The 11,715-nt window shown below is 71.6% G+C and carries 10 protein-coding genes and 3 pseudogenes; 3 read left to right on the forward strand and 10 right to left on the reverse strand.

Annotated elements, in window-relative coordinates:
* Positions 1-20 precede the first annotated feature (20 nt).
* The 5 genes and pseudogenes from ACFW6B_RS31655 to ACFW6B_RS31675 form a co-directional block, all read right to left on the reverse strand.
* On the reverse strand, positions 21-506 hold the full coding sequence (locus tag ACFW6B_RS31655; RefSeq protein ID WP_386601417.1) for a phospholipase: 486 nt from the start codon (positions 504-506) through the stop codon (positions 21-23).
* 158 nt (positions 507-664) lie between these two features.
* Positions 665-1,459: pseudogene (locus tag ACFW6B_RS31660) on the reverse strand (IS3 family transposase); the annotation flags it as partial.
* Between the two features lie 186 nt (positions 1,460-1,645).
* Positions 1,646-1,891, reverse strand: a pseudogene (locus ACFW6B_RS31665) (hypothetical protein); the annotation flags it as partial.
* Positions 1,888-2,682 carry an ABC transporter gene (locus ACFW6B_RS31670; protein WP_386601420.1) on the reverse strand — a complete coding sequence of 265 codons (795 nt, stop codon included), beginning with the start codon at positions 2,680-2,682 and terminating at the stop codon, positions 1,888-1,890. The gene ACFW6B_RS31670 and the pseudogene ACFW6B_RS31665, both read right to left, overlap by 4 nt.
* A gap of 6 nt (positions 2,683-2,688) precedes the next feature.
* The gene (locus ACFW6B_RS31675) at positions 2,689-3,657 is read right to left on the reverse strand and encodes an ABC transporter ATP-binding protein (protein ID WP_386601422.1); all 969 of its coding nucleotides are present in this window, start codon (positions 3,655-3,657) and stop codon (positions 2,689-2,691) included.
* 135 nt (positions 3,658-3,792) lie between these two features.
* On the opposite strand from ACFW6B_RS31675, the gene ACFW6B_RS31680 reads away from it, so the two are divergent.
* Both ACFW6B_RS31680 and ACFW6B_RS31685 read left to right on the forward strand, forming a co-directional pair.
* The gene (locus ACFW6B_RS31680; protein ID WP_386601424.1) at positions 3,793-5,511 is read left to right on the forward strand and encodes a sensor histidine kinase; all 1,719 of its coding nucleotides are present in this window, start codon (positions 3,793-3,795) and stop codon (positions 5,509-5,511) included.
* A gap of 13 nt (positions 5,512-5,524) precedes the next feature.
* Positions 5,525-6,187, forward strand: coding sequence for a response regulator (locus ACFW6B_RS31685; RefSeq protein WP_386601427.1), 663 nt, complete (start codon positions 5,525-5,527; stop codon positions 6,185-6,187).
* Between the two features lie 270 nt (positions 6,188-6,457).
* Here the strand turns inward: ACFW6B_RS31685 and ACFW6B_RS31690 are convergent.
* From ACFW6B_RS31690 to ACFW6B_RS31705, 4 genes and pseudogenes are all read right to left on the reverse strand, one after another.
* Positions 6,458-7,116, reverse strand: a pseudogene (locus tag ACFW6B_RS31690) (nucleotidyl transferase AbiEii/AbiGii toxin family protein).
* Positions 7,113-7,475 (reverse strand): hypothetical protein, encoded by a 363-nt coding sequence (locus tag ACFW6B_RS31695; protein ID WP_386601428.1) that lies wholly within the window; start codon positions 7,473-7,475, stop codon positions 7,113-7,115. Before ACFW6B_RS31695 ends, ACFW6B_RS31690 begins: the two are co-directional and overlap by 4 nt.
* A 129-nt stretch (positions 7,476-7,604) precedes the next feature.
* On the reverse strand, positions 7,605-7,973 hold the full coding sequence (locus ACFW6B_RS31700; protein ID WP_386601430.1) for a hypothetical protein: 369 nt from the start codon (positions 7,971-7,973) through the stop codon (positions 7,605-7,607).
* Positions 7,974-8,449: 476 nt separating this feature from the next.
* Entirely contained in the window at positions 8,450-8,842 is a 393-nt protein-coding gene (locus tag ACFW6B_RS31705; RefSeq protein ID WP_386601432.1) for a hypothetical protein, read from the reverse strand.
* 173 nt (positions 8,843-9,015) lie between these two features.
* On the opposite strand from ACFW6B_RS31705, the gene ACFW6B_RS31710 reads away from it, so the two are divergent.
* Positions 9,016-10,959: an AMP-binding protein gene (locus tag ACFW6B_RS31710; RefSeq protein ID WP_386601434.1), complete on the forward strand. Its 1,944-nt coding sequence runs from the start codon at positions 9,016-9,018 to the stop codon at positions 10,957-10,959.
* On the opposite strand, the gene ACFW6B_RS31715 is transcribed toward ACFW6B_RS31710, so the two are convergent.
* Complete coding sequence (locus ACFW6B_RS31715; RefSeq protein WP_386601436.1) at positions 10,886-11,566, reverse strand: hypothetical protein; 681 nt, start codon at positions 11,564-11,566, stop codon at positions 10,886-10,888. The two genes, ACFW6B_RS31710 and ACFW6B_RS31715, sit on opposite strands and share 74 nt — an antisense overlap.
* Between the last annotated feature and the right edge of the window lie 149 nt (positions 11,567-11,715).

Here is an 11,715-nt window from a genome sequence, read left to right on the forward strand (position 1 = left end):
CGACAGGGGGTGGCGGACTGTCAGGCCACGGCCGTCCCGTCCACGGCCGGCGAACCGCCGAAGGCGGAGACCGCCTGGTAGTACGTCCAGGCGGTGGCGTCGCAGGAGGTCTTGGACGCACCGGAGTAGGTGGCGCAGACCCGCTTCAGATCGGCGTAGAAGGCACTGTCGAGACGGGACTTGTTGGCCTCGAAGGTGCCGGCCGCCTTGTAGTTGCGGTATCCGAAGTCGTGGCGGGCGCAGGAGTCCTTGAACGGGAAGCCGAAGGGGTTGTCCGGGGACGTGGTGCAGTAGTCCGTGGACCAGTCGAACCCGTAGGCGCTCCAGGCGGCCTGGTTGTTCCGGGCGGCGTTCCAGGCGTTGTAGCTGCTCGCCGATGTCTGGGTCCAGGAACTGAGCACCTCACCCTTGTCCGCTGGCGCGGCCGAGGCGTCGGCGGCCGAGGCCAGCACTGCAGGCAGGGCGAGGGCGAGGGCAACCAACGGGGCGGTGTAACGACGACGCATGGAAACCTCCGGAAAGATGCGGGAACGGTTCGGCTCCCGCACGGAACCGAACCACTCAGAGCATCCCGAGCCGCGTTAACTCGCCGTTATGGCGCTGAAAACCGATCCGTAGCTCGCACCCGTTCCCGTCCGTCCGACGCTTGCGAGATCATCTGCCCGCTGTGGCGCCGTCGAGTGTTGTAGCAGGTGAGCCACTGGAAGATCTCCAGTCTGGCCTGACGGACCGTCGTGAACGTTGCGCGTAGGGCCTCTCGCTTCAGTCCCTGCCAGAAACTCTCGGCGAGGGCATTGTCGTAACTCGACCCGACGCGGCCCACGCTCCTACGGATCCCGAAGTGGTCGCTGACCTGGGAGAACACGGCAGAGGTGTACTGGGATCCCCTGGCCGCGTGGAAGATCGCCCCGTCCACGCGGCCGCCCCTCGCGGCCACCGCCATCTTCAGGGCATCGACGACCAGTTCGGTCCGCATGTGGGTGGCCATCGACCAGGTCAGGGGCAGGCGGCGCGAGGCGGTCGGGGACCGTGGCCCGCTTACGCCGTCGCGGGTGCCGGCCCTCGAGCCCGCTCGCGCGCATCAGCCGCTCCACACGCTTGCGGTTCACGCAGTGCCCGAAGTCCCGCAGCTCGGCATGGACGCGGCGCACGCCGTAGGTGCCGTGGATCTCACGGATCTCGGCGACCAGCGCGTCATCGCAGGCATGGCGGACCTGGCGGGCCTCGGCGCTGGCGAGCCACTGGTGGTAGCCCGAGCGCGAGACCTGAAGGACCCGGCATATCCGCTGCACACCGAAGTCGGCGCGGTGGATGGAGATGAAGTCCCGGCGGCCGGTCACGCCCTCATCTCCTTCGCGAAATACTGGGCCGCCCGCCGCAGGATCTCCCGCTCGAGCTCCCACTCCTTCTCCGCCTTGCGCAGCCGGCCCAGCTCGGCCCGGAGCCGGACAAGCTCCTCCTCCCGGTCCTCCACCGCCGTCTCGCCGCGGCCGCCGTCCCGGCCCGCCTGCTCGTCAGCCTGCCGCACCCAGCTCCGCAGCGTCTCGCCGGTCACCCGACGTCCGCCGCGACCGCCGAGTACGCGCGCCTGCCGGCCGCAGCGCGATACAGCGCGACCGCGTCGTTCCTGAACTCCTCCGGAGTCGAACGGGTTGTCGGGCACTTGGGTGCAGCCGTCGTTGGACCAGTCGAACTCGTAGGCCGTTCACGCGGCCTTGTTCTGGCTGGCGGCGTTCCAGGTGTTTGGGCTCGCCACGTCGGTCTGGGTGAAGGAGGCGAGGACCTGCGGCTTGTCGGCGGGCATGGCCTGGGCGGGTGCCGCGGCGACGCCGACGTCGGGGGGACCGCGGGCCGGCGGACGGGGGTGGCCGTCGGCCCGCGGAGCGGTCAGGCGTCGCGGCGGCGCAGCACGGCGTAGCCGCCCACGACCGCGGCGAGCGCCCACAGGATCAGCACCAGGAGCGCGGTGCCGCTGCCGTAGGGGCCGGTCTCCTGGGTCATCAGCACGGTGCCCGCCTCGCTGGGCATGTAGTCGCTGGCGGTATCCAGCCACTTGGCGCCGATGACGCCCATGAGCTGAGGCAGCGCCAGCAGCATCATGATGAGCGTGGTGATCGTGCCGGCGGCGCTGCGCAGCACCGTGCCCACGCCGATGCACATGGTGGCGAGGAGGGCGAGGTAGGCGGCCGCGCCGAAGGCGGTGCCGGCCAGCTCACCGCCGGTGTACTCGCCGTACTCCCCCATGAAGGAGGCGGCGGCCCAGCTGGCCAGCAGGCTGAGGACGAAGCCCGCCACGGCCACGACCGAGGTGACGACCAGCGTCTTGGACAGCAGCATCCGGCGCCGCCTGGGCACGCTCTGGAGCGTGGTGCGGATCGAGCCGCTGGAGTACTCGCTGGTCAGCGCGAGCGTGGCGAGCACCACCACGGTCAGCTGGGAGATCAGGAACGCCTGGGACGCCTGGTGCGGGGCGGGCATGGTGACGTCCACGCCCTTCTTGGCGCTCGCGGCGGCGGACATGCCGACGATCACCGCGAACCCCACGGTGAGCACCAGCCCGACGAGCAGGTTCCACCACGTCGCGCGCACGCTCCACAGTTTCGTCCACTCGAAGGCGAGGGCGCCTTTGAATCCACCGCCGGAGACGGGTCCGACGAGCCTGGGGGCCGTTGTCGCTGTCATGTCTGCTTACGCTTCCTGGTGATCCGGTGCTTGGTTTACGAGTGCTTCGGCGGCGTGGGAGAGGGAGGGCGAGCCGTACTCCACGCTGGCGGCGGTGAGTTCCATGTACGCCTGCTCCAGACTGGCCTTGCGCAGGCTCAGTTCGTGGACCGGGACGCGGTGCTGGAAGGCCAGGTCGCCGATCTCCTCCAGGGTGCCGCCGACGACCATGAGTTCCTCGGGGGCGTCGCCGGCACCGCGCTCCACGCTCATGCCGAGGCTGAGCAGTTCGCGCCACAGCACGTCCGGCTGGGGGGTGCGCACCCGGACGGCATTCAGTGAACTGCCCGCGATGACCTCCTCGATCGGGGCATCGGCGATGACCTTGCCGCGGCCGATGACCACCACGTGGTCGGCGGTCTCCTGCATCTCACTCATCAAATGGCTGGAGACGAAGACCGTGCGGCCCTCCGCGGCCAGTTCCCGCATCAGCTCCCGCACCCAGCGCACGCCGTCGGGGTCCAGGCCGTTGACGGGCTCGTCGAACAGCAGCACCTCGGGGTCGCCGAGCAGCGCCGCGGCGATGCCGAGCCGCTGGCCCATGCCGAGCGAGAACGAGCCGATCCGCTTCTTGGCCACCTCGCCGAGGCCGACGGTCTCCAGCACCTGCGTCACCCGGGAGGCCGGGATGCCGTTGCTGCGCGCCATGCCGAGCAGATGCTGGTGTGCGGAACGGCCCGGATGCCCGGCCCGTGCGTCGAGCAGGGCGCCCACCTTCCGCAACGGGTGCTTCAGCTGCGCATACGGCTTGCCGCCGACGAGTGCGCGGCCCTCCGTGGGCTCGTCGAGACCGACGATCATGCGCATGGTCGTCGACTTGCCCGCCCCGTTCGGTCCGAGGAAACCCGTCACCTTTCCCGGGTTGATTCCGAACGAGAGGTCGGACACGGCCGTCTTGTCCCCATACCTCTTGGTCAATCGGTCCACAGTGATCATTACCTGGCTGCTCCTTCCACAGTCACACCACAGAAACTAGGAGTGACCGCCCCCGGGAACATCTGGCGTTCGGCAACGATGTGACTCGACTTTCGGCAGGTTCGTGGCCCGTACCCCCTCTTGTAGCGTGCAGGAATGCAGCTCTTGCAGGCCGTCCGGCGGCAAGCGGACCACGTGATCCACAGTCTCGGCGCCGAGCGGCCGTTCACACGGCGCCGCGACCTGCTGCTGCTCGCCGTGCTGCTGGCCCCTTCCGCGATCGACGTCGAGGGGCTCGCCGCCGCACCGGTCGGCTGGCTGGCCGTCAGCCTGCTGATCACGGCCGCGGTCGCGGTGCGCCGGGCCGTGCCCCTGCTGTCGCTGGCGCTGGCCGGGTCGATCGTGCTGTTCTACGTCGCCCTCGGCTCGAACCTGTGGACGGCCGGGGCGACGGTGGTGCTGAGCTTCGTGGCGGGCCGCCGGGTCACCCGGCTCTGGCCGGCGCACGCGGTGTTCCTCGGGGTGGCGGCCGTCGGGCTGCTGCTGGTGAATCTGTTCGCCGAGCCCAAGGACTGGCTGAGCCTGCTCCTCACCGAGTTCTTCACCTGCGTCCTGCCCTGGTGGGCGGGAGACTGGTGGCGCCAGCGCTCCGATCTGACCCGGGCCGGCTGGGACCGCGCCGAACAACTGGAGTGGAAGGGCCGTTTCGTCGCCGAACAGGCCCGGCTCAAGGAACGGGCCAGGATCGCCCAGGACATCCATGACTCGCTGGGCCACGAGCTGAGCGTGATGGCCCTGCTGGCCGGAGGGCTGGAGCTGGCCCGGGACCTGACGGACGAGCAGCGCCGGACGGTGACGCAGCTGCGGGAGCGGTGCACCATGGCCACCGAGCGGCTGCACGAGGTCATCGGGCTGCTGCGGGAGGACTCCACGCCATCGCTGCGACCCGCCCACGAGTCGATCTCCGACCTGGTGCGGCGCTTCGAGCGCTCCGGAATGCCGGTGCGGTTCCGGGAGGACGGCGGTGAGCAGCGGCGGCCGCCGCTGCTCACCGAACTCGCCGCGTACCGCGTGGTGCAGGAGGCGCTGACCAACGCGACCAAGCACGCGGCGGGCGCGCCGATCACCGTACGGTTGGGCCACCGGGTGGACGACACGGTGGTGTCCGTGTTCAACGAACTGCCGTCCGGCGGGGACGAGCCCGCCCCGTCCGGCAGCCGGATGGGGCTGATCGGCCTCGACGAGCGCGTCAGGCTGGCCGGCGGCACCCTGCGGGCGGGCCCCCGCAGGGGCGGCTTCGAGGTCCGCGCGGAACTCCCGCACGAGCCGTCCGCTCGCGCGCTGCCGGTGGAGGAGGCGCACGACGAGGACGCCGGAGGGGGCGGTCCCGACGCGGCAGGACCGGATGCCGACGGCACGCGGGGCGGCCTGGACGCCCTCGGTCAGGTGGAGGAAGGACTCCTCTGCCCCGCCGCGGAGGGTGCGCGGTCGCGGCGCAGTGCCTCGCGGACGGCGCTCGCGCGGGCCAGGGCGCGGGTGCGGCGCAACGCGCGGCGGGCCGCGCTGCTGCCGGTGCTGCTCGGTGCGGCGCTGGTGCTGGTGCTGGCCGGGCTCTACGTCTTCACCTCGGCGATGACCTCGCTCTCCCCCCGGAACTACCACTCCATGAGGCTGGGCGAGTCACGCCGGGAGCTGGCCCCGGTCCTCCCCGAGCGGCGCATCCGCAAGCCGCCGCCGGTCGTCACCGATCCCCCCGCTCCCCCGGGGGCCGCGTGCGAGTACTACCGGGCGGCCGACAGCGTCCTGAGCCTCACGGACACGCTGTACCGCCTGTGCTTCAAGGATGATGTTCTGGTGGCCAAGGACACCCTGTGACAACGGAGTTGGGATGATTCGCGTTCTGCTCGCCGACGACGAGACCATCATCAGGGCCGGGGTCCGCTCCATCCTGACCACCGAACCGGACATCGAGGTCGTGGCCGAGGCCGCGGACGGCCGTGAGGCGGTGGAGCTGTCCCGCAGGCACCGGCCGGACGTGGTCCTGCTCGACATCCGCATGCCGGAGATGGACGGCCTGGCGGCCGCCGGGGAGCTCAGGGCCACCAACCCGGACAGCGCCGTGGTCATCCTGACCACCTTCGGCGAGGACAAGTACATCGAGCGCGCCCTCGACCAGGGCGTGGCGGGCTTCCTGCTGAAGGCCTCGGACCCGCGGGACCTGATCTCCGGGGTGCGGGCCGTGGCGTCCGGCGGTGCCTGTCTGTCCCCGCTGGTGGCGCGGCGGCTGATGACGGAGCTGCGCCGCCCCGCGCCGCGCGCAAAGGCCTCCGGGGACCGCACCACACTGCTGACCAAGCGGGAGCAGGAGGTGCTGGGGATGCTCGGTGCCGGCCTGTCGAACGCGCAGATCGCCGAGCGGCTGCATCTGGTGGAAGGGACGATCAAGACGTACGTCAGCGCGATCCTCAACCAGCTCGGGGTCCGCAACCGGGTGCAGGCGGCGATCATCGCCTACGAGGCGGGGCTGGTGGACAAGGACGAACCGGAGTAGCCGGTCCGGCGGGCCGCCGCGCCGTCGAGCGGGGCGCGGCGGCCCGCCGTTCAGCCCCGGCCCTGCGGGTGGTCCTCATGGGAGTGGGAGCGGGATGCAGTGTTCGACCGCTATCGCGGCCCGGTTTCGCCGTGAGTCCACTGCGGGGTACCTCTCGGTTGCTGTGCGGGACAGCCACCCACCGTGGACGGCTCCGGGTTGGAACCTGCCGGCTGCACCGCATCCTCTCGTTGCAACGGCGGTAGAGGGGACGGACGTGATGACCGCCTCTCAGGCGTTCTCGTCATGGATCCGCGCGCCCAGATCCTCCGCCCACTCCAGCGCCCACGCTTTGAGTTCTTCGATCTGCCGGGAGGTGAGTCCGTACGCGGTGTAGTCCTCGTCCTCGTACCAGTCCGCGCCGATGAGCCGGTCCCGGAGGTCTTCGAGGCTGAACTCGTCGCGGGCACGACGGCGGCCCAGGGATTCGAGGTCGGCGGTGGAACGGTGGCGGGAGGCGGCCTGGACGTCGATGAGGTCGCGGACGGTGCCGCGGTCGGCGAGGGCACGGACCTTGGTGCCGATCACGTCGTCGAGGGAAAGAACGGGGCCGTAGGGGGTCTGGGCAGGCGGAGCCCAGAACGCCTCCTTGAGGACGTCGACCTCGCACTCCTCGCCGGTGTCCGGATCGGTGACGAGGAACCGGCCGCTGAGCGGATCGGTCCGGACGTGCGTGGTCCGCCATCCGCGCGCGCTGGGGCCCGCTGTGAGTGAGGCGACGATCTCCTGCATCGGAGCGGGATTCTCGGTGGCGACGTCGAGGTCGCGGCTGAAGCGTTCGACCAGGCCGTGGGCCTGCACGGCGTATCCGCCGGTGAGGACCAGAGGGCAGGGGAGCCGAGGTCGAGGATGTCGGCGAGGAGACGCTCGTGGAGCGGAGTGAGCTTCACGCGGCGGTCGTGTCGGCCGGAGCGGTGCGGAGCAGCTCGGGGAAGGCGTCCTCCCAGACCTCGCGGACGTAGGGACTGATCAAGCGTCGCAGCACGGGCCACTGCTCGGTGAGCAGCCGGTGGTGCAGGAGGGCCACCAGGTCCTCGCCCAGTCCTTCGGCGAGGACGGTCCGGTAGAGCGTCATGCGGGACTTCGGACGGTCCAGGCTGTAGCTCGTCCGCCCGGACCAGACGATGTGGAGCGGCAGGTCCACGTCGCCCTCGACGGGGCCGGCCAGCTCCTGCAAACGCTCGGGCAGTCGGCTGCGGTAGCGGTCCCGCAGCACCTCGGCACGGGGGGCGGTGGTCGTCGCGTCCATGCATCCAGTATCGCTGCCGGGAGGCGGCGGCATGGCGGATACGGGGGTCCCCGTCGTACGTACGGGTCGGGCACCGCCCGCCCTTCCCCCGGACATCTCACCCAGGGGGCGCGCTCAGCACGGCATCGCTCACCCGCGCAGGCCCCCGAGCGGCGCGGCAGCCGCTGTCCTGTAGACCCGGGACCAGCCCCGCTCGCGGGCGCGGGTGACCATGACGCAGCAGGGCACACGGAGGGCCGCCGCAGTGGATTCGGCTGCGGCTTCGGTCTCGGTGTCGGTGTCGGTGTCGGTGTCGGAAATGACGACGGTGCCGAAGCCGAGGCCCATGGCACCGGTGCAGGGGACGAGAAGGAACCAGGGCGGGCGAGGGCGCAGTGGCGACCGGAGCAGGTCACGGCCCTGCTCCCAGTCTCCGGTCAGTAAATAGGCCGTATGCAGCAGCGATCTCGATCGCGCCGCCACGAACTCGCGGAACTGGCGTTCCTCCTCGGCGTTCAATGCGCCCTCCCTCGTTCCCCCGTACAGACGGGTGCGGAAGACGGTTCGACTGCCCTGCCGGCCGGACTTTCCCGACCACGACACTTTCACCTGTCGTAGCGAGCAGTGTCACGCGACGATCGCATGCTGCCCCTGCCGCCGGCCTCTCGGTGCCGCACACCCGATCGCCCCCATCAGGAAACGGTCAAGCACCTCTGCCGGAAGGCGACCACCGACTCCGGACGGCCACGGTGACGTCGGCGCGTCGAGGCCCAGGCCGGTTCCGGCTGTGAATCCGTTGAGGGTGTCGGGCCAATGAGTCGGTCAGGGCGTCCCACTGGGCCTCGAACACGTTCCGGGCGGCGTGCGCCCCGGATCTCGCGACGGGCGTGGGTGGTATGGGGGAACCCGGGCCCGCGAACACGCGGGCGGGGGTGGACCACCAGATCCGTGAGGCTTCTGAACTCGCCTGCTGTGTCGCCCTGTTCGTCCTCCATCTAGTACCAGCCGCCGCGGAACGGAATGCCTTGCCAGGCCAGGTGGGCGCGCAGGTCGTCGAAGGCGGGGCCCTCGGGCAGGACGACCCGGATGTCGTCGGCCGCCGCCACCGCCCTCTCGGGCAGCCGCCAGGCCGGGTCGGTGACCTTGCGCCAGAACAGGTGGCACTTCTCCGGCTCGGCCGGCGTCGGCAGATCCGTCGGCCAGGCAGGGGCGGGAGAGGCCGCGGCAACGGTGGCACCGGCCCAACAGGGCGAGGGCCAAGGAATCGTTCGGATCCTCGGGCCTCTTCGGACCTCCAGGGCGAGTTCGTCCGTGCTGTCACCCTGGCACGCGTCCTCGCCGGTCCTGTGGCGCCCGTCCGGTGAGACGCCCGCGCCGGGGTGTGGCACCGGACTCGTTCGCCTCACCGGGCTCCGCCACGTCCGACTTCGCGGCGCCGGGCCGCGCGCACAGCTTTTCGCAGGTCTTCACGCCCAGGTCGGCGAGGGTGGGCGATCGACCCACCGGACGGGCGACTTGTCAGCATAATTCTGCCAACGTGCTTGGTCACAAGGGGGGTTCGATGTCAGTGGAACATGTGCCGGTCGGCGAGCAGCGCGTGGACGAGCTGGTGGCCGGTTGGATGGACACGACGCCGTCGGCCGAGGCGATCGTATGCGGTGTCGAACGGATCACCTACGGGGAACTGGGCCGTCTCGTGGACACCGAGGCCGACCGCCTGCGCCGCGCGGGCCTGGGGGACGGCGGGCTGGCCGCCGTCGCGCTGGACCGGCCCGTCGCCGCCCTGGTCGCCATGCTGGGTGTCCTCAGGGCCGGTGGCGCCTACCTGCCGCTCGACCCGGCCGCGCCCCGGGAGGAGCTGCACCGCGTCCTGGCGGACGCCGATCCGTCCGTCGTGCTCACCCGCGAGCTGTACCGGGTGGCGGTCGAAGACCGTCCGCACCGGCGGGTGGTGTGCGTCGACGCCGAAGCGGGACCGGGGGACGAGGACGGGACGATGCCGCACGCGGATGGAGCGCGGGACACGCCGTCCGCCCGTGGCGCCACCGCGTGCGTGCTCCTCACCGCCGGGACGACGGGGCCGCCCGGACTCGTCCCCGTCAGCCACCATGCCCTCGCCACGGCCCGGAACGCCTGGGAACAGGTCTACGGCTCCGGCGCCCACGACCGCCACGTGCACACGGCCCCACCCGAATCCGCGGGGTTCACAGAGGGCTGGGTACGGGCTCTCGGTTCCGGCGGCACCCTGATCCTCCCCGATGACGAACACCACGACCCCGTCGCCCGGGGCACGGCTCTGTGGCGGCTCATCGCGAACGAGGAAGTGACCGTGCTCGCCTGCGGTGTGCCCACCGCGCGGCTGCTGACGGCCCAGGAGCCGCCCCGGACGACGCGGTTGCGCCTCGTGACCGTCACGGGCGACACCTGGTACCTCGACGAACAGCGCGCTCTGAAGGACGGGCTCGGCGGCGACGTGCGCGTGGTCAACGCCTACACCGTCACCGAGGCGTTCGGTGCCGGCGCCTGCTTCGAGCTGCCGGGGACGCGGCAGCCGTCGGAGTCCGGGAGCGAACCGGTCTCGCTGATCGGCGTCCCTCTCCCCGGGACCTACCTCACCGTCGGGGGACACGCTCCCGAGGAGCGGGGCCCCATCGTCCTGAACGGCGTCCGTACCGGCGACGAGGGACGGATCCGGGACGACGGTCTGCTGGAGTTCCTGGGCCGGCGGCAGGGTGCGTACGCCGCCGCCGAGCGCGCGCTGCACGGCCACCCGGACGTGCGCGAGGGTCTGGTGGCCGAGGTCGAGACCAAGAACCCCCGGGACGTCAAGGTCGTGGCCTACGCGGTCCCCGTCGAGGGCCGCGGGCTGGACCCCGTGGACGTCCACCGGCACGTGTGCCTCGCCGCGCGGCGTGACGAGTGGCCTCATGCGGTGGTGTCCGTCGGGTCGCTGCCCCGCACCCGGGCCGACAAGGTCGACCGCAGGAACCTTCCCCTGCCCGTCGGGACGGGGAAGGTGCTCGGCGGCAAGGGAGGGACCACGGGCCCTGCGCCGTCAGGGCCGCAGGCAGGGTGCGTGGTGGTCGGGATCCTGTTCCTCGTCGCGCTCTTCGCGCTGCCGGCCTGGGGATTCACCGACATCCTGTGGCCGTACTCGACGGACCTGTCGGACGTGCCTGAGCGGTACGCGGACCGCTTCCGCTTCCTGTATTTCTGCGAGAACGTCTCCTTCGGCGCGGGCATGGCCTTCCTGCTGGTGGGGCGGCCGGGCATGGCGCGGATCGGGCACACGGGCTGGTTCACCACGGCGGCGCACCTGTCCGTGGTCTGGCTGCTGGCGGCCTGGTGGCCGCAGGACAACTTCTACCGGCTCACCGGCAAGGAGGAGTGGGGGTCGCAGGCCGTCCTCGTCTACACCTTCAACGTGTCGCTCATGATCGCCGCAGCCGTGGTCGCCGCCTTCGTCGCCGTGACGCCCAAGTGGCGCCGGAGGCCGGTCCGGTGAACAGGCCGCCCAGCGCGCCGTTGCCGAACCGCACCAGCGCCTCGGCCTCGTCGAGTGCCTGACGCGACCGTGCGGCGAGGGCGACCCCGACGTACGGCACGGGGTCCAGTCCCGCCGTGGGGATGGTGGTGAGCAGGACGGCGCCCAGGGCTCTGCACCGGCGGGCCAGGCCGTCGCAGTGTTCGAGCAGGGCGGGAGCGGGCAGCCGTGCGCCCAGGGGGAGGCGGTCCAGGGTGCGTACCAGGTGGTGGCCTCCCCGCACGCCGTCGAGGCGGCTCTGCAGGACGAAGGCGACGGCGGGGCCGGTGAGCCGCAGGTTGATCTCGGTGGGCGCCGGCCGTCCGGCCAGGTCGGTGACGAAGTCCACGTCGTACCAGCCCCGGTAGCCCTCCGCCGACAGGGCCTCCCCCACGGCCGTGCCGAACGCGGTCGCGGTCGCCGTCAGCGCCTCGGGCAGGACACCCGGGCCGACGGTGACCCCCTGGTAGGCCGTTCCGGTGACCTCCATCAGCCCCGTGCCGACGGCGTGGACGGTCCCGTCCTGCGCGACCACTCCGTCGAAGGTCGGGTTCCGGTACAGGTCGGCGCCGGGCACGTACTCCTCCACCAGCAGGCCTTCGCCGAAGAGCCGTGGGGGGGGGGGCCCGGGGGGCGCCCCCCCCCCCCCCCCCCCCGGCGGGGGGGGGGGGGGGGGGCGACCACCCCCCCCCCCCAACGCCCAAACCACCCACAAAACACCCCCCCCCCCCCCCGGCG

Origin of the sequence: Streptomyces sp. NPDC058751 (genome assembly GCF_042746485.1) — a bacterium.
Taxonomy (GTDB): domain Bacteria; phylum Actinomycetota; class Actinomycetes; order Streptomycetales; family Streptomycetaceae; genus Streptomyces.

Excerpts from the sequence above, each read along its gene's own strand:
- ACFW6B_RS31675 (WP_386601422.1), bottom strand. The coding sequence starts at position 3,657 with ATGATCACTGTGGACCGATTGACCAAGAGGTATGGGGACAAGACGGCC.
- ACFW6B_RS31695 (WP_386601428.1), bottom strand. The coding sequence starts at position 7,475 with ATGGACGCGACGACCACCGCCCCCCGTGCCGAGGTGCTGCGGGACCGC.
- ACFW6B_RS31710 (WP_386601434.1), top strand. The coding sequence starts at position 9,016 with ATGTCAGTGGAACATGTGCCGGTCGGCGAGCAGCGCGTGGACGAGCTG.
- ACFW6B_RS31680 (WP_386601424.1), top strand. The coding sequence starts at position 3,793 with ATGCAGCTCTTGCAGGCCGTCCGGCGGCAAGCGGACCACGTGATCCAC.
- ACFW6B_RS31685 (WP_386601427.1), top strand. The coding sequence starts at position 5,525 with ATGATTCGCGTTCTGCTCGCCGACGACGAGACCATCATCAGGGCCGGG.
- ACFW6B_RS31670 (WP_386601420.1), bottom strand. The coding sequence starts at position 2,682 with ATGACAGCGACAACGGCCCCCAGGCTCGTCGGACCCGTCTCCGGCGGT.
- ACFW6B_RS31655 (WP_386601417.1), bottom strand. The coding sequence starts at position 506 with ATGCGTCGTCGTTACACCGCCCCGTTGGTTGCCCTCGCCCTCGCCCTG.